The sequence below is a fragment of the Asticcacaulis sp. genome (assembly GCF_027484505.1).
Classification (GTDB): Bacteria; Pseudomonadota; Alphaproteobacteria; order Caulobacterales; family Caulobacteraceae; genus Asticcacaulis.
Window position 1 is genome coordinate 1 of record NZ_JAIXSV010000053.1, and the last position, 23,957, is coordinate 23,957.

At 59.9% G+C, this 23,957-nt stretch carries 24 protein-coding genes; 16 read left to right on the plus strand and 8 right to left on the minus strand.

Annotation, left to right across the window (positions count from 1 at the left end; translation table 11 throughout):
* Window positions 1-200: 200 nt before the first annotated feature.
* The 3 genes from Q0072_RS02490 to Q0072_RS02500 form a co-directional block, all read right to left on the minus strand.
* Window positions 201-659 (minus strand): hypothetical protein, encoded by a 459-nt coding sequence (locus Q0072_RS02490; protein ID WP_298325242.1) that lies wholly within the window; start codon window positions 657-659, stop codon window positions 201-203.
* Window positions 656-1,456, minus strand: a complete 801-nt coding sequence (xth, locus tag Q0072_RS02495; RefSeq protein ID WP_298325245.1) for an exodeoxyribonuclease III — start codon at window positions 1,454-1,456, stop codon at window positions 656-658. Before xth ends, Q0072_RS02490 begins: the two co-directional genes overlap by 4 nt.
* Window positions 1,457-1,673: 217 nt before the next feature.
* Window positions 1,674-3,356, minus strand: coding sequence for an MFS transporter (locus Q0072_RS02500; protein WP_298325248.1), 1,683 nt, complete (start codon window positions 3,354-3,356; stop codon window positions 1,674-1,676).
* Window positions 3,357-3,552: 196 nt separating this feature from the next.
* Between Q0072_RS02500 and Q0072_RS02505 the strand changes: the two genes are divergently transcribed.
* The 7 genes from Q0072_RS02505 to ptsN all read left to right on the plus strand — a co-directional run bounded on the left by Q0072_RS02505 (window position 3,553) and on the right by ptsN (window position 9,430).
* Window positions 3,553-4,173 carry a ribonuclease D gene (locus Q0072_RS02505; protein WP_298325250.1) on the plus strand — a complete coding sequence of 207 codons (621 nt, stop codon included), beginning with the start codon at window positions 3,553-3,555 and terminating at the stop codon, window positions 4,171-4,173.
* Between the two features lie 13 nt (window positions 4,174-4,186).
* Window positions 4,187-4,861, plus strand: coding sequence for an LPS export ABC transporter periplasmic protein LptC (lptC, locus tag Q0072_RS02510; protein ID WP_298325254.1), 675 nt, complete (start codon window positions 4,187-4,189; stop codon window positions 4,859-4,861).
* Window positions 4,862-4,885: 24 nt separating this feature from the next.
* A complete protein-coding gene (gene lptA / locus Q0072_RS02515) occupies window positions 4,886-5,443 on the plus strand; it encodes a lipopolysaccharide transport periplasmic protein LptA (protein ID WP_298325257.1) in 558 nt (185 codons plus the stop codon).
* A gap of 49 nt (window positions 5,444-5,492) precedes the next feature.
* Window positions 5,493-6,236, plus strand: coding sequence for an LPS export ABC transporter ATP-binding protein (lptB, locus tag Q0072_RS02520; RefSeq protein ID WP_298325314.1), 744 nt, complete (start codon window positions 5,493-5,495; stop codon window positions 6,234-6,236).
* A gap of 89 nt (window positions 6,237-6,325) precedes the next feature.
* Window positions 6,326-7,834, plus strand: coding sequence for an RNA polymerase factor sigma-54 (gene rpoN / locus Q0072_RS02525; protein WP_298325261.1), 1,509 nt, complete (start codon window positions 6,326-6,328; stop codon window positions 7,832-7,834).
* A gap of 233 nt (window positions 7,835-8,067) precedes the next feature.
* Window positions 8,068-8,691 (plus strand): ribosome-associated translation inhibitor RaiA, encoded by a 624-nt coding sequence (raiA, locus tag Q0072_RS02530; RefSeq protein ID WP_013477652.1) that lies wholly within the window; start codon window positions 8,068-8,070, stop codon window positions 8,689-8,691.
* A 265-nt stretch (window positions 8,692-8,956) separates the two neighbouring features.
* Entirely contained in the window at window positions 8,957-9,430 is a 474-nt protein-coding gene (gene ptsN / locus Q0072_RS02535; protein WP_298325267.1) for a PTS IIA-like nitrogen regulatory protein PtsN, read from the plus strand.
* Window positions 9,431-9,439: 9 nt separating this feature from the next.
* Here the strand turns inward: ptsN and Q0072_RS02540 are convergent, their stop codons facing one another.
* Together Q0072_RS02540 and Q0072_RS02545 are read right to left on the minus strand one after the other, a co-directional pair.
* Window positions 9,440-10,975: an acetyl-CoA hydrolase/transferase family protein gene (locus Q0072_RS02540; RefSeq protein ID WP_298325269.1), complete on the minus strand. Its 1,536-nt coding sequence runs from the start codon at window positions 10,973-10,975 to the stop codon at window positions 9,440-9,442.
* Window positions 10,976-11,071: 96 nt separating this feature from the next.
* Window positions 11,072-11,497, minus strand: coding sequence for an Hsp20 family protein (locus Q0072_RS02545; protein WP_298325271.1), 426 nt, complete (start codon window positions 11,495-11,497; stop codon window positions 11,072-11,074).
* Between the two features lie 105 nt (window positions 11,498-11,602).
* Between Q0072_RS02545 and Q0072_RS02550 the strand changes: the two genes are divergently transcribed.
* Entirely contained in the window at window positions 11,603-12,070 is a 468-nt protein-coding gene (locus tag Q0072_RS02550; RefSeq protein ID WP_298325273.1) for a hypothetical protein, read from the plus strand.
* 12 nt (window positions 12,071-12,082) lie between these two features.
* Here Q0072_RS02550 and rimO read toward each other — a convergent pair whose 3' ends face one another.
* The gene (gene rimO, locus Q0072_RS02555; protein ID WP_298325275.1) at window positions 12,083-13,495 is read right to left on the minus strand and encodes a 30S ribosomal protein S12 methylthiotransferase RimO; all 1,413 of its coding nucleotides are present in this window, start codon (window positions 13,493-13,495) and stop codon (window positions 12,083-12,085) included.
* 91 nt (window positions 13,496-13,586) lie between these two features.
* Here rimO and fsa point away from each other — a divergent pair, with 91 nt between their 5' ends.
* From fsa to Q0072_RS02580, 5 genes are all read left to right on the plus strand, one after another.
* The gene (fsa, locus tag Q0072_RS02560) at window positions 13,587-14,240 is read left to right on the plus strand and encodes a fructose-6-phosphate aldolase (protein WP_272739732.1); all 654 of its coding nucleotides are present in this window, start codon (window positions 13,587-13,589) and stop codon (window positions 14,238-14,240) included.
* Entirely contained in the window at window positions 14,240-14,776 is a 537-nt protein-coding gene (gene rimM / locus Q0072_RS02565) for a ribosome maturation factor RimM (RefSeq protein ID WP_298325283.1), read from the plus strand. The genes fsa and rimM overlap by 1 nt, the downstream gene beginning before the upstream one ends.
* Before the next feature lie 169 nt (window positions 14,777-14,945).
* Window positions 14,946-15,518, plus strand: a complete 573-nt coding sequence (locus Q0072_RS02570; RefSeq protein ID WP_298325286.1) for a PadR family transcriptional regulator — start codon at window positions 14,946-14,948, stop codon at window positions 15,516-15,518.
* Window position 15,519: 1 nt separating this feature from the next.
* The gene (locus Q0072_RS02575) at window positions 15,520-16,257 is read left to right on the plus strand and encodes a siderophore-interacting protein (protein WP_298325289.1); all 738 of its coding nucleotides are present in this window, start codon (window positions 15,520-15,522) and stop codon (window positions 16,255-16,257) included.
* Window positions 16,258-16,386: 129 nt separating this feature from the next.
* Window positions 16,387-16,929, plus strand: coding sequence for a hypothetical protein (locus tag Q0072_RS02580; RefSeq protein ID WP_013477638.1), 543 nt, complete (start codon window positions 16,387-16,389; stop codon window positions 16,927-16,929).
* Between the two features lie 26 nt (window positions 16,930-16,955).
* Here the strand turns inward: Q0072_RS02580 and Q0072_RS02585 are convergent, their stop codons facing one another.
* Window positions 16,956-17,711 carry a DUF6065 family protein gene (locus Q0072_RS02585; RefSeq protein ID WP_298325298.1) on the minus strand — a complete coding sequence of 252 codons (756 nt, stop codon included), beginning with the start codon at window positions 17,709-17,711 and terminating at the stop codon, window positions 16,956-16,958.
* 29 nt (window positions 17,712-17,740) lie between these two features.
* Here Q0072_RS02585 and Q0072_RS02590 point away from each other — a divergent pair, with 29 nt between their 5' ends.
* From Q0072_RS02590 to Q0072_RS02600, 3 genes are all read left to right on the plus strand, one after another.
* Window positions 17,741-18,250: a prolyl-tRNA synthetase associated domain-containing protein gene (locus Q0072_RS02590; protein ID WP_298325303.1), complete on the plus strand. Its 510-nt coding sequence runs from the start codon at window positions 17,741-17,743 to the stop codon at window positions 18,248-18,250.
* A complete protein-coding gene (locus tag Q0072_RS02595) occupies window positions 18,251-19,333 on the plus strand; it encodes an ROK family transcriptional regulator (RefSeq protein ID WP_298325306.1) in 1,083 nt (360 codons plus the stop codon).
* 335 nt (window positions 19,334-19,668) lie between these two features.
* Entirely contained in the window at window positions 19,669-22,644 is a 2,976-nt protein-coding gene (locus Q0072_RS02600) for an alpha-L-rhamnosidase (RefSeq protein ID WP_298325309.1), read from the plus strand.
* A 90-nt stretch (window positions 22,645-22,734) separates the two neighbouring features.
* Here Q0072_RS02600 and Q0072_RS02605 read toward each other — a convergent pair whose 3' ends face one another.
* A complete protein-coding gene (locus Q0072_RS02605) occupies window positions 22,735-23,886 on the minus strand; it encodes a GNAT family N-acetyltransferase (protein ID WP_298325311.1) in 1,152 nt (383 codons plus the stop codon).
* Between the last annotated feature and the right edge of the window lie 71 nt (window positions 23,887-23,957).

Genomic DNA, 23,957 nt, shown 5'->3' on the forward strand with positions numbered 1-23,957 from the left:
CGCAAAGAGCTGCGCTAACCCTCCTCCCTGTGCCGAAGGCATGGGGAGGTGGCATTTTGAGCGTAAGCGAGAAATGACGGAGGGGGATTCCGCCATAACTTTAAACTATTGCGTCTTTGGCCAGTTTTTGTGCCATCCCCCTCCGTCAGCTCACTTTGTTCGCTGCCACCTCCCCACGGCAAAGCCGCAGGGAGGAGAGGTTACTCCTCCTCCGCTTCGCGGTGCTGGCGCTCGTTTTCCTCGTCGATGACGTACCAGGTGAACCACAGGGCGTCGTCCAGCTTGCCGCCCTTGGCCAGATAGGGCTCCAGCACGGCCGGAAAGGCGAGCTTGACCTGTTCGGCGAAGTCGTAATGCGCCTTCAATTCTTCCCAGTCCTGTAGCGCCAGTTCCTCGACCATGCGGATACGCACTTCCCACGGCAGGTCAGCCGGAGCCAGACCCGCCGGGTCGGTTTCCACCCAGTGACATTCGCCGATGGCGTCGGGGATGCGGATCTGAAGCTGGCCGCCGAGGCTCATAAATCCGGCCTTGGTGGCGGCACGGATCACGTCGGGGATATCCCTGATTTTCCACGCATATTCATTGAAGCGGAAATCGGCCTTGGCCAGAATGTCGGCGGGTAGTCCGGCTTCTGCGGGCAAGGTCTCTTCGGTCATAGGTCGAACTCGATCTGAATAGGGGCATGATCCGACGGCCGGTCCCATTCGCGGACGGAGTCGTGGATGACGGCGGCTATAGGCGAGGTGATGCGCGCCTTCAAGGCGGGATTGATCAGCAGGTGATCGAGCCTCAGCCCGCGATTGGACTTGCGGAAATCGGCGGCGCGATAGCTCCACCAGGTAAACAGCTTCTGCGGTTCGGGCCACAGTTCGCGGAAGGCGTCATGAAAGCCGCCGGCTGCCATTAGATTGGCAAAGGCCTCCAGCTCCGGCGGCGTATGGCTGACCACTTTCAGCATCTGACGGTGGCTCCACACGTCGTTTTCGCCGGGCGCGATATTGAGGTCGCCGGCGATCAGCAGCGGCGCATCAGGATTGCGCGTTTTCAGGTGCGCGGTCAGGCGCTCATAAAATTCCAGCTTGTGATCAAACTTATCATTGGCTTCGCGGTCGGGGACGTCACCGCCCGCCGGAATGTAGAAGTTCCACAGGTCGATGCCGGCGACCTGTATCCCCTGAACGCGCGCTTCGCCACGGCGGCAAAAGGGCAGAATTTCATTGGCTTCAAACGGTAGTTTCGACACCAGCGCCACGCCGTGCCAGCCCTTTTGCCCGGTGACGAGGATGTGCGGATAGCCCGCTTCCTCAAACGCCTTGCGCGGGAACTCACCATTCTGACACTTGATTTCCTGAAGGCACAGAATGTCCGGGCGCGCCATCTCCAGAAAACGTATGACCTGATCAATCCTCAGCCGTACCGAGTTGATGTTCCATGAGGCAATCGACAAACGCATAACGGCTTCCTGACGCATAAAAAAACCCGGTCAGTTAGACTGACCGGGTCAGATGTTTGGCACATAACACGAAGAGATAAAGGGAAAAACGCACTCAGGAGACGTCAAAGCCGCCGCATACACTCCGTCGGGAGCTGTGGGAATAATGACACGGTTGTGGAAAAACTCAATGCACATTTCCGTGTTTTTTCGTTTTTCAGGCGAATTAATCCCGTTGTTATACGCCGGGCTGATCCTCCATGGTGTGCAGGTCACGGCCGCGCGTTTCCTTCATGAAGATGAGGGCGACCGCGATGGCCGTGGCCCCGATAATCACCGGATACCACAGGCCAAAGAACAGGTTACCGGAACCGGCGACCATGGCGAAGGAAATGGCAGGCAGCAGGCCGCCGAACCAGCCCGTGCCGATATTGTAGGGCAGGGACAGGGCCGTATAACGGATGCGCGTCGGGAACATCTCGACAAGCGCCGACGCCATCGGGCCGTAAAGCGCCGTGGCCCCGACGGTGAAGACGAACAGCACGGCAAAGATACCCAGCACATTGACGCGCTTCGAATCGGCGGCTTCGGGATAGCCGGCGGCTTTCAGCGCCGTCTTGAGATCGGTCACGGCATTGGCCTTGAGCGTCTTAAGTTCGTCTTTGGACAGCGTGTCGCCCGACTGCACAGCGATGGTGCGCTCCCCGATCTGCACCGTGGCAAAGGTCGCACCCGGCTCGGTCGGCTTGTTGACATAGGGCACGCCCAGCCCGGTCACCAGCGACTTGGCGAGGTCGCAGGACGAGGTGAACTGCGCCTTACCCACCGGATCGAACTGCACCGAACACTTGCGCGGGTCGGCGAAGATGACGACCGGGGTGCGGTTGACGGCATCGTCCAGCGCCGGATTGGCAAAGCGCGCCATCAGGTGGAAGCCGGGCACGAAGCTCAGCACGGCAATGGCGATGCCGAGGATCATCACCGGTTTGCGTCCGACGCGGTCGGACAACTGACCCCAGACAACGTAGAGAACCGCACTGACGATCGAAATGCTCATCACCAGCAGGTTCACGGTGGTGGGCGCCAGCTTGACGCTCTTTTCCAGAAACACCTGCGTGTAGAAGAAGGTGGTGTACCACACCACGCCCTGCGCCGTCATGAAGCCGAACAGGGCGATCAGCACCTGACGCAGGTTCGACCACTGACCAAAGGCTTCCTTGAACGGCGCCTTGGAAATATTGCCGCTGTCGTGCAGGGCGCGGAAGGCAGGGCTTTCGGCGGTCTTGGCGCGGATATAGACCGAAATAGCCAAAAGCACGGCGGAGACGATGAAGGGAATGCGCCAGCCCCAGTCGCCAAAGGCCTCTTCCTTGACGATGGTGCGCGTCAGAAAGACGACCAGAAGCGCGATAACCAGCCCCAGCGACGCCGAGGCCTGAATCCACGCTGTGTAGGCCCCGCGTTTATCGGCGGGGGCGTGTTCAGCCACATAGATGACCGCTCCGCCATATTCACCGCCCATGGCGATGCCCTGAAGGATGCGCAAACCCACCAGCAGCAAGGGTGACCAAATGCCTGCCTGTTCATAGGTGGGCAGGAAGCCGATCAGCACGGTGGCAACCCCCATCAGCAGGATGGTGTAGAGGAAGGTGCCCTTGCGCCCCTTGCGATCACCGATGTGACCAAACAGCAGCGCGCCAAAGGGCCGCGACAGGAACCCCAGCGCAAAGGTCAGCAGCGCCAGGATCATGCCGGTGGTGTCATCAAGGCCGGTAAAGAAATTCTTCGTGATGATCGAGGTCAGGGCCCCGAATATGAAGAAGTCGTACCATTCAAAAGTCGTACCGGCCGCCGAGGCCGCCACTATGGTACGCAAACCGCCTTCCTTCTGGACGCTGTCTGCCTGCGGGTGTGATGACATGGACTGACCCTGTTACGGTTAACTCTGTTATGCGTTGGATTGCGCATTTGATCGAAGCGGCGCGCCCTGACAAGGGGGGTGTTACGCAAACAACAGCAAACAATCGGTTTCGCCACGCCTTTGCCGACAGGAATTGACGGCGCACGACCTATGGCTTAGGCCAGAACCAGATACAAAGTCAGAGGTTTTTTACAGCGTGACCATCCATTATCATGAAGGCGATTTGCCCAACGGCCTTGATCTGGGCGCGGTGGTTGCCATCGACTCCGAAACCATGGGCCTGTGCTTCGGGCGTGATGACCTGTGTGTGGTGCAGTTGTCAGCGGGGGATGGTGATGCCCATGTTGTGCGACTCAACCGCCCGGCCTATGACTGCCCCAATCTGAAGGCCCTGCTCACTGACGCAAACGTATTGAAACTGTTCCATTTCGGGCGCTTTGATATCGGCATGTTCCTGCTGCATCTGGGCGTGGTGACGGCCCCCGTCTATTGCACCAAGATCGCCTCGAAGCTGGCGCGCACCTATACCGACCGCCATGGCCTGAAAGACCTGGTGCGTGAGCTTTTGTCTGTCGATATCTCGAAAGCGCAGCAAAGTTCGGACTGGGGGGCGCAGACCTTGACGCCCGAACAACTGGCCTATGCGGCCTCTGATGTGCTGCATTTGCATACCCTGCGCGAAAAGCTTGATGTCATGCTGGCGCGCGAAGGCCGCAGCGAGCTGGCGCAGGGCTGTTTCGATTTTTTACCGCACCGCGTCAAACTGGATTTGGCAGGTTGGGAAGATACGGATATATTCGCCCATTCATGGAGCTGAAAACGCTCCGCAGATGAGGACTTCTGCCGCCATGCCGGCCATTGAAACCGCGACGCACGACCATGCCGATGCCCGTCAACGCCTGAATATTCAGGCGCTGGCGTGGAAAAAGCGTTCGCGCAAGATCTCCCGTCTGCGGCTTATCTTTCCGGGCCTTATTATCGGCACGGTCTTGCTTATGATCGTTTGGATCGTTGTGCAGAGCGTCATCAATTCGATGAACGTCTATACGACCACCGGCGAAGACATCCGCATGACCAACCCGTTTTATACCGATCGCAGCCGCAACGGTGAGCGCTATGAGATGCGCGGTCTTGAGGCGGTGCGCAAGGGTAGAACGTCGCAGATCGTCACGCTGACGGCACCGCGTATGGAAATTCGCTCTGAGAACAGCCGACCCTCCGCGCTGGAAGGCGCGGTCGGTGTCTATGACGATACCAAACGCCGTTTCACGCTCAATAAGGATGTCACCCTGAACTCAGGCAATGGCCTGTCTCTGCGGACCCAGGCGGCTGACGTCGATCTTCAGAGTGCGGTGATTACCGGCAATACACCGGTCGAAGGCCGCTGGCAGACCGGTGTGGTCAATGCGCAGGCCTTCCGTGTGGAACAGAACGGGCGCAAGGTTGTGTTTTATGGTAAGCCGGGACAACAGGTGACCGGCACGCTTTCGGGCGACGAAGACTGACATTTTTTAAAGGATATTCCGGCCATGAAGATCAGGACAACAATGTGGGTGATGGGCGTGGCCGGGGTGCTGGCGGCACCGGTGGCGTGGGCGCAGTTTGTCCCCACCAAGGAAAATCCTATTGCCTATGCCGCCGATACGTTCGAAGCCGACGATGGTAACCATACGGCTACCTTCACGGGCAGCGTGGAATTCCTTCAGGATACGTCGCGGCTGCGCGCGGATAAGGTGACGGTCATCTACGGCCAGAACCCGACGACGGGCCGGTGGGATGCCCTGTCTACCGCCGAAGCGGTTGGCAATGTGTACTATGTGGTGGACGATCAGGTGATGACCGGCAACCGCGCGATCTATACCAAAAGCACTGACACTCTGGTTCTGACCGGCAATGTGGTGCTCAAGCAGGGCCAAAACGTTATGGAAGGCAGCCGCCTTGTCTATGATGTCGGTGCCAAGAAATCGAGCATGGATGGCGTGCCGACGGCGGGCAGCAAGAGCCGCGTGCGTGGGGTCTTTTATCCGAACCAGGCCTCTAACCCGAATTCAGCGCCCCAAAACTCAGCGCCGAAGAAGCCGCAATAAGATGACCGTTATTTCCACACTGGATGTGCGCAGCGCCGCCGATATGCGGATGACCGAGGCGACCGATACGGTTGATGGCCTGCGGGTCGAGGGCATCGGCAAATCGTACAAGGAGCGCGCGGTGGTCAAGACCGTGTCGCTTTCCCTGCGTCGCGGTGAGGCCGTGGGCCTTCTGGGGCCCAATGGTGCAGGTAAGACAACCTGTTTCTATATGATTACCGGGCTTGTGCAGCCCGACTATGGCACCATCAGCCTGGACGGCCACGACATCACCACCCAGCCCATGTATCAGCGGGCGCGTATGGGCCTTGGCTACCTGCCGCAGGAATCGTCGATCTTCCGTGGGCTGAATGTCGAACAGAATCTTCAGGCCGTGCTGGAACTGCGCCTCACCAGCCGTTCGCAGATTGACGCCGAAGTGACGCGTCTGCTCGAAGAACTGCACATCACCCATATCCGCAAATCGCCGGCCACCGCTCTGTCGGGCGGGGAGCGTCGGCGCGTAGAAATCGCCCGCGCTCTGGCCGGTGATCCGTCCTTCATTCTGCTGGATGAACCGTTCGCCGGTATCGACCCGCTGGCTATTTCGGATATTCGCGATGTGGTGGGGTATCTCAAACACCGCGGCATCGGTATCCTGATCACCGACCACAATGTGCGCGAAACGCTGGATATTATCGACCGCGCCTCGATCATCCATTCGGGTGAGGTCCTGTTCGAAGGCACACCGGACGAAATCCGTCATAACCCCGAAGTGCGCCGCGTCTATCTGGGCGAGAATTTCGACGGCTAAACCCCGTGTCTGTGGCTTTTCCACCGGTTTTTCCGGCCTGTGGAAAGGGGTTAACCTAATTTAAGGTGTTAACGTCTAAGCTCCGGTCCATGTCATTAGGGCAAAGGCTGGAAATCAGACAAGGGCAGGGGCTGGTCATCACGCCCCAGTTGCAGCAAGCGATCAAGCTTCTGCAATTGTCGAACCTTGAGCTGGAGGCCGTGGTCGAGGCCGAGCTGGAGCGCAATCCGCTCTTGCTGCGCGAAGACGGCGACGGCGGTCCCGACGCCCCTGAGACCGACTCCGACCTGCCCCGCGAAGAACGCGGTGAACTGGAACTATCGGACCGCGATACGCAGCAGGCCAATTCCGATCTCGACGCCTCCGAAGGCGATGTCTATGGCGACGATGAGCCGACGGTGCGCGAGCCTGTGGCCTCGGCCGACATAGGCGAAGGGCCTATGATCGATTGGACCCGCGCCGGCAAGGGCGGTGGTTTTGATGGCGATGGCGACACGCTCGACCGCGCCATGAGCCGCGACAAAACGCTGGCCGAACACCTGATGGATCAGGCCCTGATCGCGGGCTTTAGCGCGCCTGAAATGGCCGTGGCGCAAATCCTGATCGACGCGGTGGATGACGGCGGTTACCTGCGCGCCGATCTTGAGGAAATTGCCGAACGCCTCGGCTGTGCCATGGACCTGATCGAAAAGGTCCTGAAGGTCTGTCAGGGCTTTGAACCGACCGGCGTCATGGCGCGTTCGGTGCCGGAATGCCTGAAACTGCAACTGATCGAGCGTAACCGCTTTGATCCGGCTATGGCCGCGTTGATCGACAATCTGGAGCTTCTGGCGCGCCGTGATCTGAGCGCCCTGCGCCGGGCCTGTGGAGTCGATGACGAAGACCTAGCGGAGATGATCCGTGAACTGAAGGCCCTGACGCCACGTCCGGGCGCCGCTTTTGGGGCCGAGCCGCAGGCCGGTGTCGTGCCGGACGTCTTTGTGCGTCACGACCCGTCGGGCGGCTGGCGCGTCGATCTCAACAGCGACACCCTGCCGCGCGTTCTGGTCGATCAGAGTTACCACGCCAAGGTGGCGACCTCGGCGCGCTCGGATCAGGAAAAGACCTATCTCAGTGAATGCCTGTCGCAGGCCAACTGGCTGATCAAGAGCCTCGATCAGCGCGCGCGCACCATCCTCAAGGTGTCGGCGGAAATCGTGCGTCAGCAGGATGGCTTCTTTGTTTATGGCGTCGAACACCTGCGCCCGTTGAACCTGAAGACGGTGGCCGAGGCTGTGGGGATGCACGAATCGACCATTTCGCGCGTCACGACGAATAAGTATATTTCGACCCCGCGCGGGGTTTTTGAACTGAAATTCTTCTTCACCTCGGCCATTGCCGCGGCCGATGGGTCCGAGGCCCATTCGGCGGAGTCGGTGCGTCATAAGATCAAGCACCTTATCGAGGGCGAAAAGGCCTCTGGTGAAGTGCTGTCCGACGACCGCATCGTCGAAATTCTCAAAGAAGCCGGCGTCGATATTGCCCGCCGCACCGTGGCCAAGTACCGCGAAGCCCTGCGCATCCCGTCTTCGGTCGAGCGCAAGCGGATGATCCGCTAAGTCGTCTGACCCTGCGCAATCGTTGGCGCAGTTTGTGGGTAATTAACCGTTAAAATTCAAGGCGAAGACTGCGATTTACGGTCGCAGTCCCTACACATTTTCTTGATTTTTCATCTGGACCCAGAAGCGTACAGTCGAAGATGGACCCACGGTCCGTAAAACGGCTGGGGCTCAAGGTCGCCCGCCCTCCAGTGTGGCGACGTCTTTGCAGATCAAAGGAGCGAGTTATCGCCATGCAAATACAGGTTACCGGGAAAAAAGTTGAATTGGGTGCCGCGCTTCAGGAGCGCATCGAAACCGAACTCAATGCGGGGATCACCAAATATTTCGATCGCGGCGGCGCGTCCGCCGAAGTGACGATCTCCAAGCAGGGCCATCAGTTCAAGGCCGACTGCTGGGTGCGCCTTGCCTCCGGTCAGACCCTTGTCGCCCATGCCTTTGGCGGCGACGCCCACGCGGCCTTCGATGGCACGCTCGACCACATGGAAAAGCGTATTCGCCGCTATAAGCGCCGCCTGAAGGACCATTATCCGACCAATACGCCGACCAAGCACGAAATGGCCCCGCTGACCGTCATTCAGGGCAGCGACCTCATCGACGATGAGCCTGAGCTGGACGATGGCATGGACCACGACAGCCCGCCCCAGCCGATGATCATTGCCGAAACCGAAGCCGCCATCCGCACGCTGAGCGTGTCTCAGGCGGTGGCTGAGCTGGAGCTTTCCAACTATCCGGTCATCATGTTCCGCAATGCAGGACATGGCGGGCTGTCGGTGCTTTACCGCCGCCCCGACGGCAATATTGGCTGGATCGATCCGGAACGCACCAAGCCGAAACTTAACGGCAAGGCGCATTGAAGCCCACTCCGAAAAGGGAGACCTGCTTTTCGGATAGAATGCACGTCAAAGCGAAATAACCAGAGCCCGTTTCAATGGGATTCAATCGAAACGTGCTCTGGCTGGACGCGCCGCCGCGAAAATTTCATAAACAGGCCATAGAGCCGAAGTTGACTTGAGTGGGCGCTGTCTGTAAGGGCTGGCGCGGTTGCGTACCGCCGTTTGAGCGGCGGATGACCGCGCATGGCTCTATCGGTCCTGTGCCCGCAAACTTGATGGATATGGTATGTTCCTCACCGAAGTGCTTGACCGGAACAGCGTCGCCGGACCGGTAAGCGCCAATTCCAAGCGCCATGCCTTGCAGATCGTCGCCGATGTAGCGGAGCGGACGCTTGGGGCCTATGGGCTTGAGGCTGATGCCATCCTTCAGGGTCTGCTGGAGCGCGAAAAGCTGAGTTCAACCGGCGTGGGTCAGGGCGTCGCCGTGCCCCATGCGGCCTTGCCGGGCCTGACCCGCATGCACGGTGCCTTTATCCGTCTGGAAACTCCGGTCAGCTATGAGGCCATCGACGATGTGCCGGTCGATCTGATCTTTGCCCTGTTTGCGCCCGAAGAGGCGGGTTCCGAACACCTGCGGGCCCTGGCCAAGGTGTCGCGCATCCTGCGGCAGAAGGAGCTGCGCGAGCAACTGCGTCAAGTCGATACGGCTGACGCGCTCTACGCGCTGCTCAACCGCACCGAAACCAGCCACGCGGCCTAAATCACAGGATTAAGGTTTCATCTGACCCGTGCGGACGTAGCGTTCGTGCCAGCTCAGGGCCTCAGACAACAGGTGCGGGGTCTGTCCGCCGCGCTCGCGGCAGGCGCGCTCGAAATAGTCGCTCAGCAGGTCGCGATAATCGGCATGGGCGCAGTGGGCGATGACCTGCCGTGCCCGTTCACGCGGGGCCAGACCGCGCAGGTCGGCCAGACCGTTTTCCGTCACCAGTATATCGACATCGTGTTCCGTATGATCGACGTGGCTGACCATCGGCACGACGGCGGAGATGGCCCCGCCCTTGGCCTGCGACTTGGCGACGAAGATCGACAGATAGGCATTGCGCGCAAAATCGCCTGAGCCGCCAATGCCGTTCATCATGTGCGTGCCGCCCACATGGGTCGAGTTGACATTGCCATACAGGTCGAATTCCAGCGCTGTATTGATGGCGATGATGCCGAGGCGGCGGATGACTTCCGGATGGTTGGAAATTTCCTGCGGTCGCAGGATGATGCGGTCGCGATAGGCCTCAATGTGATTGAACACGCGCTCCGCCCACGGCGCGCTGAGCGTCACCGAACAGCCGGAGGCATAGAGCAGCTTGCCGGAGTCGATCAGCTCAAAGGTCGAGTCCTGCAAGACTTCGGAATACATACGCAGATTATGGAAATCCGACCGGTTCAGCTCACTTAGGACCGCATTGGCGATGACGCCGATGCCGGCCTGAATGGGGTTGAGCGACGGCGGCAGACGGCCCTGTTTCACTTCGTTTTGCAGAAAATCGACCAGATGCGCGCCGATGGCGGTGGTCGCCGGATCGGGCGTCGCGGCGCGGGCCGGGCTGTCGGCCTCACGCGTAATGACGATGGCAGCGATCTTTGCCGGGTCGATGGGAATGTAGGGCGTGCCGACGCGGCTGTCGCAGGTGACGACCGGCACGGGCGTGCGCGACGGGCGTTTGGCCGGGATGTAGATGTCGTGCATCCCTTCCATGGCGGACGAATAGGTGAGATTCAGCTCGATGATCACCTTAGGCGCCAGAATGGCGAAGGAGGCGCTGTTGCCGACCGAGGTGGAGGGCACGATGCCGCCGTCTTCGGTGATGGCCACGGCCTCGATCACCGCCACATCGACCGGGCCGACCTGCCGCGAACGCAGGGCCTCAACCGTTTCGGACAGGTGCTGATCGATAAACATCACCTCGCCGCGATTGATGGCGGCGCGCAGGGTGTCGTCCACCTGAAACGGCATCCGCCGCGCCAGAAGCCCGGCCTCATAGAGGAGTTTATCGGTATTGTGCCCCAGCGACGCTCCGGTGATGACCGTCAGCTTCATGGGGTGGGTTTTGGCGCGCTCGGCCAGAGCCAAAGGCACGGCCTTGGCGTCACCGGCGCGGGTGAAACCGCTCAGGCCGATGGTCATGCCGTCGTGGATCAGGCTGGCGGCCTGATCCGGCGTGGCGATGCGCGTCAGCAGATCAGGACAGCGAATACGCGCAAGGATTTCGCTATCCAGCGCGGGGGCAGGGGTGGCAATCGGGCCGTTCATCAACGCACACTCCGGGTTGTCCGGAAGTAATGACTCGGTGGCGCAAGCTCACGCAAGGCGTTTTTCGCTGGTGCGACCATATGCGCATAGGTGAAATTATCTCGTTTTAATTGGAATGATCCGCACATCCTCCGGCGCGTGCGGTCGTTTGAGGTCGATATGTAGCAGACCGTATTCCATTACCGCGCCTTCGACCTCGAACCCTTCGCCCACGACAAAGCTGCGCGTAAAGCCGCGCTGGGCGATGCCGCGATGGATAAATTCACGCGGCGTGGTTTCCGACGGCTCCTTGCCCGGCTCTTTAAACGCCTGAAGCGTCAGTTGCGGCCCTTGCAGGCTGAGACGCAGCGTGTCGGGGGTGAAGCCCGCCACCGCCACGGTCAGGCGCAGGTGATTGGCCGAAAGTGCTTCGACATTATAGGGCGGGTAGTTGTCAGAGGCGCGGCTGACGCGCTCGATCAGGCTGCGGGTCTCATCGAACCCCAGCAGGAACGGGCTGTCGAACACTATAAACCGGGACATCGCTTCCTCCGCGTTTCCGATATGCGTGCTTGTTCGCGCCCCCGCAAGGTGCTGAGGCTAAAATGCGGGTGGAATGCCGCGTCACTTCGGGATATGGCATGATGTATGACTTCTGACGAAACGCCTGAAACCTCGGTGATAGAGGTGCGCTGGAGCGCCACCCTGCTCAACACCTATACCATCGCCCTGATGCTGATCGCGCCGTTCTGGGCGGCGCTGATGGTGACGCAGGGCAAGGGGATCGGTCTGGTCCTGCTGGGCCTTCTGTTGTTTGGGATGATCAGCCTGAGCGTGCTGAACAAGCCCTTGTTCAGCTATGATTCCGAACGCCGCGAATTTACCGCGCCTGACGGCAAGGTCTTACGCCTCGATCAGATCGACAGCATCGAAATGGACGCCCACGACCTCTACTTCATCCCGAAGTCGCACAGTCAGGACGGCTGGCACCTGTCGCAACGCTGCTGGGTGCTGGCCCCGCGCCGCACGCTGAAGGCCCTCGCGGCACAGCAGGGCTGGCCGCTGAAGGACATTGCGCATCCCATTTCGCGCTTTGGTTTCTGGCTGGTGCCGTGAAACAGTAGAACTTTAAATCCGTGAAATCAGGCGGTGCGTGCGGCCCGCCGGGCGCGCCGTCGGGACGCGGTTGAGCTTGATCAGCCCTTCCGGCTCGCCCCACAGGTCGTAGGCATCGGCGCGCGTCACCTTGGCTTTTGCATAGTCACCGGCGCTCAGGCCCGTAAAGCCTTTCAGGTAGATGTGGCCGTCGATTTCCGGGGCGTCGCCCTTGGTGCGGGCCACAGCCACACCATCACTGCGAATGTCGTCCACCAGCACATCGACCACCTGACCGACCTTGTTTTGCAGCTTCTGCGCCGAGATGCGCGAGGCGACCGCCATGAAACGCGCCAGACGGTCCTGCTTGACCTCTTCCGGCACGTGGTCGGGCAGGTCGCGCGCGGCCGCGCCTTCGACGTTTTCGTAGGCAAAGGCGCCGACGCGGTCGATCTGCGCCGCTTCCAGCCAGTCGAGCAGCAGGTTGAAATCGGCCTCGGTCTCACCGGGGAAGCCAACCACAAAGGTCGAACGCAGGGTCAGGTCCGGACAGATTTCGCGCCAGCTCAGGATGCGATCCAGCGTCTTGTCCTGATTGCCGGGGCGGCGCATGGCCTTCAGCACCTTGGGGCTGGCGTGCTGGAACGGAATGTCCAGATAGGGCAGTATCCTGCCTTCGGCCATCAGCGGGATGACGCTGTTCACGTGCGGGTAGGGATAGACGTAGTGCATCCGCACCCAGATGCCCAACTCACCCAGTCCCCGTGACAGGTCTTCGAACGAGGCCTTGTAATAGTCATTGCGCCAGCGGCCCTCGGCGTAGCGGATATCGAGCCCGTAGGCGGAGGTGTCCTGCGACACGACCAGCAGCTCCTTGACACCATTGGCCGCCAGAACCTCAGCTTCGCGCAGGACCTCATCGACCGGTCGCGAGGCCAGATCGCCACGCAGAGACGGGATAATGCAGAAGGAACAGCGGTGGTCGCAGCCTTCGGAAATTTTCAGATAGGCATAGTGTTTGGGCGTCAATCTTACGCCCGGATCATTTTCGGGCACTAACGGGCGGAAGGGGTCGGGTTTGGCCGGGACGATGCGGCGCACCGCCTCCATCACCTCTTCGTACTGATGCGCGCCGGTGACGGCAGCGACATTGGGGAAGCGTTCGCGGATCAGGTCGGCCTCAGCCCCCAGACAGCCGGTCACCACTACCTTGCCGTTTTCGGCCAGAGCCTCACCAATGGCGTTCAGGCTTTCGTCGCGCGCCGAATCCAGAAAGCCGCAGGTATTGACCACCACCACATCGGCCCCGGCATATTCGGCCGCCGTGGCATAGCCTTCGCCTTTCAGGCGCGTCAGTATGCGTTCGGAATCGACCAGCGCCTTGGGGCAGCCAAGCGAGACAAAACCGACCTTGGGGGCGTCAGAAGCGGCGGGGGCGTTACTCATGCAAAAAAACTTGAACTTGCTCTGTTATACGGATTAATGCGGCCTCATACACGCAAATGCCGCTAAACACAAAGACGCCTAAGGAAAAACCATGCTGATCTTTGCCGACACCGCCGACACCGCGCTTCTGGCCGAACTCAATGAGACGGGCCTGATCGACGGCGTGACCACCAACCCCACCCTGATCGCCAAGTCTGGCCGCAATATCCTTGAGGTCACCAGGGAAATCTGCGCCATGATCGACGGTCCGGTTTCCGCCGAAGTTGCCGCTACGGAATTCGAGCAGATGGTGGCCGAGGGCGAAAAGCTGGCCAAGATCGCCGACAATGTGGTGATCAAGGTGCCGCTGACCGTCGATGGCCTGAAAGCTACGCGCGTCTTTTCCGATCAGGGTCTGATGACCAATGTCACCCTGTGCTTCTCGGTGACGCAGGCGCTTTTGGCGGCCAAGGCCGGGGCCACCTTCGTGTCGCCCTTCGTCGGGCGTCTGGACGATCGTGGCGAAGACGGGATGCAACTGATCCGCGACATCCGCACTGTATTCGATAACTATGAGTTTGAAACGGCCATCTTGGCCGCGTCACTGCGCAACACCACCCACGTCGCTCAGGCCGCCATTGCCGGGGCCGATTGCGCCACCCTGCCGCCAGCGGTCATCAAGGCCATGTTCCAGCACGACCTGACCGACAAGGGTCTGGAAACCTTCCTCGCTGACTGGGCCAGCACGGGTCAAAGCATCCTCTGATGACGGAACTGGTTTTCGTGGCCCAGGTCGCCGCCAGCTTCGGCGTGCGCGGCGAATTCAAGCTGATCAGCCATATGGACGATCCGCTGAGCGTACTGGAATATAATCCCCTGTATAACCCGCGCGGTGAACCCGCGCTGGTTATTACGGCGGCGCGCGTCCATAAGGGCGCTCTGGTCGTCAAGGCCGAAGGCATCAGCGACAAGGACAAGGCCGACGCGCTTAAGGGGCTGAAACTCTATGTGCGCCGTGAAGACCTGCCCGAGGTCGAGGACGAAGACGATTTCTATATCACCGACCTGATTGGCCTTGAGGTGCGTGGCACCGACGGGTCTGTAATCGGACGGTTGAAAGGCGTTGAGGATTTTGGCGCAGGTGATCTGCTCGATATCCAGCCCAAAGGCGGCGCCAGCTATTTCCTGATGTTTACCCGCGAAAACGTACCTGAGGTGAATATCGGCGCAGGCTATGTGGTGATCTCACCGCCGGATGAGGTGGTCGTTCCGGCAGAGGCAGAACCTCAGACCGATAATTGATACGCCAAAAGTTGGATGCTTTTTCAGGCCTGTTCGTTGACACGAGCAGGCCTGAAATATTTTTGACCTATTTCAAACACAATTCAGATATATCTAAACACATATCAGAGACGCACGGATCTCGCCGTGGATCCTGATAGGTATACACACTCAGAAAGGTATCTGACTCATGAGGGACTTTCCCTTTGGACGCGGGCGGGGTGGTGGTCATCATCGCGGTTGGCCCGAAGAGGGTCGTGGCGGCCCGTTTGGTGAGCGCGGACCCGGTCGGCATGGCCGGGGTGGACGTGGTGGTCGCGGTTTCGGGCATGGCGGCCTGCGACTGGTGCTGCTCCGGCTGATCAGCGACAAGCCCAGTCACGGCTATGAACTGATCCGTGCCATCGAAGACCATTTCAACGGTCAGTACGCGCCGTCGCCCGGCATTGTCTATCCGGCCCTGAGCTGGCTGGAAGACGGCGGCTTCATCACCATCACTCCCGATGCCGAAGGCCGCAAGGTCGCCACCATCACCGAAGCGGGTACGGCCTTTCTGGCTGAACGTGCTGAAGAGGTGGAGCGTCTGTTTGCCGAGGCCCCGGAAGGCGCGCCGGAAGGTCCGGATTTCGCGCCGATCTTTCGCGCCATGGACAATCTCAAGGCGGCTCTGCGCAACCGCGCCGCCCGCCCGCTGACGCAGGACGAACTGCACGCCATTGTCGATGGTATCGATGATCTGGCCCGCCGTATCGAGAGGTCGTGAGATGGCCGAAGACAATCGCACGCCTTTGCGCGTTCGCTTTGAACTGCGCCGCCGCGAACTGCGGGTGGTTGAGCATCACCTGCTGACGCCGCACATGCTGCGTCTGGTCCTCAGTGGCGATCTGGAGGGGTTTCAGTCACTGGGCTTTGATGATCATGTGAAGCTCTTGTTTTCCGATCCGCAGGGCGGGGAAACGCCGATCATGCGCGATTACACGCCGCGCGCCTTTGATGTGGGCAAGGGGCGGTTGACGCTTGATTTTGCCCTGCATGAACCGGCGGGTCCGGCCACGCAATGGGCGTTACAAGCGAAGATCGGCGATAGGCTCCACATTGGCGGCCCGCGCGGTTCGCAGGTGTGGCCGGATGTGTTCGATCATTATCTGCTGATCGGGGATGAAACAGCCTTACCGGCCATCGGCCGTCGTCTGGAAACCGCCCCGGCAGGTCAGGCGATTACGGTGCTGGCCATGGTCGAAAATGCGGCTGAGCGTCAGACCTGGACCACAAAAGCTGATGCAGATATTCGCTGGCTTTATCGTGCTGAAGCCGATGATGTGCTGAGCGCCATCGACGCCCTGACCCTGCCTGAGGACATTCTGGTTTGGGTCGCCGGAGAGGCGCAGTGGGCCCGAACCGTCCGGACGCACCTGCATGACAAAGGCTTCAATCCGAAAGGGATCAAGGCTGCTGGCTACTGGCTGAAGGGTGAACCGGGTGCGCACGCCTCGTTTGATTAACGAAGCCTCCGCAAGCCTGATCTGTACAGGTCTGTGTGGCGTATTAAAGCCACATTGACGTTTGATAGTGGAGGCTCAATACTCCCTCGCCAATCGGGGCTTTTTCACAGGGAGTTGAGTGTTAAGACCATGCGTAAGATGATGATTGGGGCGGCACTTGGCGTCTCTCTGGTAACGCTGGCCGCCTGTGCGACCCCCACCCCTTATCAGCCCGTGACGGGTGATCCGTCTTCGTCTCTGGCCCGTGGCTATTCCGACCAGCGGATCGAAGCCAATCGCTACCGCCTGAAATTCTCCGGCAATTCTTCGACTTCGCGTGAGACAGTCGAAGACTATATGCTGTACCGTGCGGCGGAGCTGGCGCTGGAAAATGGCTATGACTGGTTCAGTCTGGTGGGCCGCAACACCAAGGAAGATCGCACGACCAGCACGACCTATCGCGATCCGTTCCCGCGTCTCTATGGCGGTTTCTACTACCGCTATTATCGCGGCGCCTGGGGCTCCTGGGGGGCGTGGGAGGAGGATCAGACGACCTTCTACCGCTACGAAACCTCCGCCGAGGTCATCTTCGGCAAGGGTGAAAAGCCGAACGATCCCAATGCCTATGACGCGCGAGAGGTGAAACAGAACCTCGACCCGCGCATCGTTCGTCCGGGTACGGAACGTCGCTAAAAAAGGGAGCCGAAAGGCTCCCTTTTTTATTTCGGTTCCTCGATGCCTTCGTAGCGCACCGGGTTCACGCGGCGGCGGTTCATATGCTCCTGCGGCGCTTCGGATTGATCCGGCAACTCGCCCTTGTGGTAGAATTTCTGCCAGGCCTGTTTGATGGCCGCCGGGTCGCGGTTGACGAGGCTCTCATTAAACTTGGCGCGGCTTTCCGACCACGCCTTGAACTGTTCCAGCAGGTCCGGGTCGGCCTCGATCGGCTTGACCACCGGCTGGACCTCATCGGTCTTGCGATGCTCGATGACATTGATGAAGCAGAAGGGTTCGCCCTTCTGGAAATGCACGACGCCCGGCCGCGTAAAGCGCCAGTTCATCGTAAAGGGAAACGGCAGCCAGTCGGTTTCGATCAGGCCGGTCAGGGGCGCAATGCCGTCCTTGACGTGGTTCGGCGCGCCCGTGGCCCACAGGGCAAAGCCCGGCGGTGTGCGAAACAGATAACCCGTATGGAAGGTGACGATGCCCTGACTGAAATGGCTCTGCACAAAGTGTTCGACGTGCGCGCCGGGGCGGTCGCCGGTGATCATGATGTCGCTGGCCAGCTTGCCACCGTTCCATTCCATCGTAATGTCTTCGGGGACCAGCAACTCCCACCCCGTCGAATTGGCCATGGTGAGCGGCAGGCAACGATAGGGGAAGCGGTTGGAAAACGCATCCATCCAGTCGCGGTCGGTGCGGCCGGGGATGATTTCACGCGGGCCGGCCTGAACGACAAAACATTCCAATTCCATTACGCTTCGGGCTCCTGTAAACGCGACGAATGACCGAAAACAGCTTTTATACGCAAAGCACCCTGCTTCAAGCCCTAAACGGCTGGGGCCTGATGCCGCGGACCACCACGCATGAGGCGGTGTTTCGCGTCGGTGAAGGCGAAGGGATCAAGGACGCTCTGCCCGGTGCCCATACCAAAAACCTGTTCCTGAAGGACGATAAGGGGCAATTGTGGCTGATCAGCGCCGAACAGCAGACACAGATCAATCTGAAAGCCCTGCCGAAGGTCATCGGGTCCGGGCGTCTGAGTTTCGGCTCTGAGGAGCGCTTGTATCAGGCGCTGGGCGTGCGGCCTGGTTCGGTCACGGCGCTGGCCCTGATCAATGACCCGGAGCACAAGGTCCGATTTATTCTTGATCAACGGCTTTATGAAGCCGAGATCGTCAACTTTCACCCGCTGATCAATACGGCGACGACCGCGCTCGATCAGGCCGATTTCCGGCGCTTTCTGGACAAGCTGGGCCGCGATTACCGGGTTATCGACTTTTCGGACGTGTAGATGTTTCCGCACCTGACCCACGGCCATCGCAAGGTGCTTGAGGCGCTGGTTCGCTACGGGACGGCAGCGCGTGGCGCTTTAGCCGAAGCGTCGGGCTATACGCGCCCGGCGGTGACCAATCTGGTGCGCGATCTTATGGATTGGGGGCTCGTCGAAGAGGATAACGGGGCCTATGTGCACACCGGGCGGCGGGGTCAGCCGCAAAAGCCGGTGTCGCTGCGTTCAGGTGCGGCCTATGCCTTCGGCATCGGCTTTACGACCGGGGCGCTCGATCTGGTGGCGATGGACCTGGTCGGCCGGGTGGTCGGTCGCACGCGCACGCCGCTGGTCGAACCGACGCCGCGCGCCGTGCTGGAGGCCGTGCAGCAGCAACTGGAAAGCGCCTATGGCAAGAGCCACGTCGTGCGCTGGCGGCAACTGGGCTTTGGGATCGGGGTGCCGGCGGACCTGCCGCCCGAACAGGCGCGGGCGTGGAATCTCGCCTATCGTCGCGAGGAACTGATCAGCTATTTCGCCAATAATCTGGAGGGCCCGGCCTTTATCGAAGCCGAACCTCTGGCCTGTGGCATCGGTGAGCGCGTCTTTGGCATTGGCGCGCGCTATCAGACCTATCTGATCGTGCATATCGGGCTTGAGATCGGAGGTGCACTGTTTATCGAAGGGCGTCCGTTCCGTGGGGGGCAAAGCATGTCGGGGGCGGGTCAGATCGGGCAGTTTTTCAGCGAGGCGGAATCTCCGGATGGCCGCGACCTGATGAACACCCTTACCGCCGCCGGGTTCGGTGTGGGCGACCTTAGCGATCTCGATATCCTGCCCGAAGCGGCGCAGGGCGTGATTGAGGACTGGACACACAGCGCAGCCGCGCGTCTGTCGGCGGGTCTGGCCAAACTCAGTCCGTTCCTCAGCCCCGACGCCATCATCCTGACGGGCCGCCTCAGTCCCTCAATCCTGAACGCGCTGGCTGAGGGTATCCGGCTGGGTGAGGGCGCGCCGGTGGTCGAGGCGTCGCGGCTGGGTGCGTTTCAGACCGCCATCGGTGCGGCGGCCCTGCCGGTTTTTTGCAATCTGCTTCCGCAGGGGTAAGTCCATAAGCCTTATGGGGACTTCGGAACAGGATCGAGTTGTCCACTCCAGAGTGAATGGACCTTGCCTGACGACAACACAACCCAGTATTCAAACAAAAGAACATAGAAGAATAAAGGAAACACGCCATGTTGACTCGTAGGGGGGCACTTTCAGGTGCATTGAAGGGCGCGGGTCTGGCCACCGCTGCACTCGCCGTTCCGGCGTCTGCGGCTGAAAAGCGAGATGGCTTACGCCTGAGGGGGTTGAAGGCCAATCTGTGTGACAACCCGTTGGGTGTGGAAAATCAGGATGTTCGCCTCTCATGGCGGTGCGTTTCTGCACGGCGGGGAACGATGCAGACCGCCTGGCGGGTAGAGGTCGCGTCAAGTGACGCAAACCTGCGGGCCGGCCTTGCCGATCTCTGGGACAGCGGCCGTGTTGAAAGCGATCAGACGTTTGACGTCATCTATGCGGGAAAGCCACTCAGCTCGCGCGAGAGGGCGGTCTGGCGGGTTACGGCGTGGGACTGTCACGGACGGGTCACGACAAGCAAACCCGCCTTCTGGGAGATGGCACTGCTTTCACCGGATGACTGGCAGGCAGAGTGGCTGGCCGCGGAAGATGCCGATATGCGCGGAGATCGCGAAGCCGGTCTGTTCTGGGTTACGGCTGATGCGCCTGCAAAAGACAAGTCCTGTCAGGTGAGGCTGGTCTTTGATCTTGAGGCGGATGCCGAAACCACCGTGTTGACGATTTCCTCTACCTCTTACGAGGCCAGAATTGACGGCAGCCTTATTGACCTACCGCCTCGGCCTGCCAATGCCTGGGGGCCGCGAGGTGTGGTCGAAACGGTACGCACACTCAAAGCTGGAACGCATGTTCTGACCCTAAGTCTGAAAGGGGAAAAACCCCAGTGCGCCATGTTGGTGCGTGCCCGGTTGCGCGACGGTCGGGTTGTTCGTTTTGACGATCTTACCGCCCGTGCATCCTCAGAAAAACCTGAAGGCTGGACCCGGCCGGATTTTGATGCGTCGGCATGGCCAATGGTGAAACGTTCGGAGCGAGAAGATCAACCTTTACCGGGTAAAGGCGCTTTTTTGATGCGCCGCGATTTTACAGCCACGGAAACGGTGGCTAAGGCGCGTCTGTATGTGACGGCCTTGGGCGCCTACGAGGCCTATATCAATGGCAAGCGGGTCGGCGATGCCCTGCTGGCCCCCGAATCCATGGATTTCTCCAAACGCATCCTTTACCGCGTCTTTGATGTGACAAAGATGGTCGGACGCGGGGCAAATGTTATCGGTGCCATGGTCGCCGATGGCTGGTATGGCAGCTATACGTCACCTCAGGGTCGCTTTGCTTTTGGCAATCCGCCCCTGCGCTTTATGGCTCAGCTGGAACTGACCTACACAGGCGGTGGGGTTGAGCGCGTCGTCACGGATCAGAGCTGGATGATCAGTGCCTCTCCTGTCCTCAATTCGGACATATATGACGGCGAAGACTATGATGCACGTCGTGAACAGCCTGGTTGGGCCGCGCCGGGGTTTCAGACGGACGCGAGGTGGTCGCCTGTGGCGATTGCCCCGCCGGTGACCGGAAAGCTTCAGCCGACCTTAAGCCCGCCAATACGACGCATGAGTCTGCTGAAGGCTAAATCCCTTAAAGCTGTCAACGGGAGCTGGATTGTTGATTTTGGCCAGAACTTTGCGGGCTTCGCGAAAATCAGGGTCAAGGGCATCGCCGGGCAAAAGGTAACTTTGAAGTTTGCCGAAATACTGAAATCCGATGGCAGTATTGATCAGGCCAATCTGAGAGCCGCACTTGCCACAGATACCTATGTGCTGAAGGGCGATCCGGCGGGTGAAGTCTGGGAGCCGCGCTTCACCTATCATGGCTTTCGATATGTCGAAATCTCAGGCCTATCAAACGCGCCGGCACCTGATGACGTTGTGGGCGTCGTCATCCACAGCGACACATCCAGAACCGGGCATCTGCGCATCGGCCATCCGATTATTCAGACCCTATGGCAAAACAGCCTGTGGAGTCAGAAATCTAATTTTATGGGCATTCCGACGGACTGTCCTCAACGCGACGAACGCTTGGGATGGATGGGGGATGCACACGTCTTTTGGGATGCGGCGGCTTTCAATATGGATGTCAGCACCTTTACGCAGCGCTGGATGGCTGACGTACGTGATGCCCAGTGGCCGAACGGGGCTTTTGCCTTTATCGCGCCTAACAGCATGCGCGATACTGCCCCTAACGAGGCCTCGCCTGGGTGGGCGGATGCCGGTGTCATCCTGCCTTGGACCACGTGGCAACGGTACGGGGACACGGAGGTTATCAACCAGAACTGGGAGGCTATGTCCGCCTATATTGGTTATATCGCTGCCCTTAGCGACGACGGCATCTGGAGTAAGGGGCACGGCTGGGATTTCGGAGACTGGCTGGCGCTAGATTCTCGCTGGCCCGGCGATCATACGACGCCACCCGACCTGATCGGGACGGCCATGTGGAAGCATTCGACACTTGCCATGTTGGATATGGCGAAGGCAACAAAACGCCAAAAGGCTGTCGAGGACTATACGCGTTTGGCGGAAAAGATCGACACTGCCTTCGCCAAAGCCTTTATTCATTCCGACGCGACCGTCGGCAATGGCTCTCAGACGGGTTATATCTTGGCGCTGCGCTATAATCTCGTGCCGCCGCAATTGCGTGCCGAGGTAGCCAGAAAACTGCATGATAGCATTGTAAGCCGGGGCCGGTTACTCACTACAGGCTTCCTCGGCACACCTCACAGCCTCGATGTGCTGGCCGACCATGGCTATGCGGCACTGGTGTATGACCTCTTGCTACGCACAGAATATCCATCCTGGGGCTATATGGTCATGAAGGGGGCGACGACGACCTGGGAGCGCTGGAATGGAGACGCTGGCGACATCTCAATGAACTCCTTCAACCACTATGCGCTTGGGGCCGTTATCGGCTTTGTGTATCGCCGAATAGCTGGAATTGATCCGATCGAACCGGGCTTCCGGCGTTTTCGATTCAATCCTGTACTTGATCGCCGCGTCGCTTCCGGAGGTGCGCAGTATGACGCCGTGTCCGGGCGTATTTCAACCGACTGGACCCTGAATCCGGAGGGTCAATTCAGGCTCAAGCTCAGTGTGCCGCCCAACACCCGCGCCGAAGTTCATTTACCTGCGACGAACCGGACGGATATCCGCGAAAACGGCAAGGCTCTAGCGTCACAGTCATTGGGCATTGTTAACGGCCGAATGGTTATCGAGGCCGGACCGGGAGACTATGATTTCGCCGTAAGGGCGTGAAGTCTTCGGTCTTCAAAGTCGCAAAAATTTTGTTAGTTGTGCCTTAATCAAAGACTTCGGGCGTCCTGCACAGAGTCCTTGATAAACCTATCACATCGCTTCGGCGACCAGCATGGCGGCGGCCATGGCCCCCAGAAGGCTCAGGAAGGTCACAAACCCCACACGTGTCCGGGTCACGAGGCGACGCCCCAGTTGCCATCCAGCTCGGACCTGACCGCCAAGATGCACTTCGCAGGCGCGCATGATCATCAGCCGCGGTTTGAGGAAGGGGTCAAAGCGTGCAGGAAGCTCAATGGACTTTTGGCTGACCACATAGCCGGCATAGCAGGACGTTTTGTGCGTGGTCATGGACAGCTTGTAGGGTTCATCCGCACAGCCGAAATCCACGCTCTGGATGCCCTCAGACGCGGCGGCCTTCAGTATATCGAGCGACAAAAGGATACCGGGGCTGTGGCGCGCCGCGCTGCGGTCATAGGCCGGGAACCACAGGTGCAGGTCGTCCGGGGTACACAGGCCGATCTCGGCGGCGATAATGTCCGTGCCATCCCGATAAACGCCCGCCATCAGCCGCAGCTCGCTGTCCTTGTGCTGAGCCAGGGCGTACAGCACCTCACGGGTCCAGCCGCAGGCAAACACATCGTGCAGGCCGGTGCGGGCGTACTGATCGCGCTTGCGGGCAATCACCCAATCGATAATGGCCTCGGACGCGGCTTCCCACGAAAACCCCAGTTCCGGATAAGCGGCGTCCAGATTACGACGGCAGCGTTCCGCGTTACGGAAAAACTTTTTCTGCTGGTTTCGTTGTTCGGTATAATAGCCGTCAAACCCGCCCGACAGATCGGCATACAGCCGCTCACGTACCTCGCCCGCAGTGAAGGCGCTGTCTGCGCCTAACCAGCCGCCGACTTCGAAACGGTGCAGATCCAGCGCCCGAAGTACAGCGCGCAGGTCAATGCTCACATCGGGCAGCGTGATCAGACTATGGAAATCGGTCAGGGGCGCGCCCAGCGGTTGCGCCACGCGACCGCGCATTTGTAGCGGCAGGAAGCCCAGGGTGCGATCGTTGCGCCGGATGCGGATAAGGCGCGCCTGAGGCACAACCGGGAACAGAGCCTCGACATAGGCCAGCGTGCAATAGGGACTGTCGAGGGCCGGATTGAGAGACACGGCTTCGGCCCACAGATGACGATCTGCGTCGGATAGCTGCGCGGGGGTCGTTATCTCTACGCTCAGCCCGTTCATATCGTCTCCCGCACCATACCCAGCGTTCTTTTGTGTCTACCCTGACACAAAAGGGTTAGCATTCCGATTAC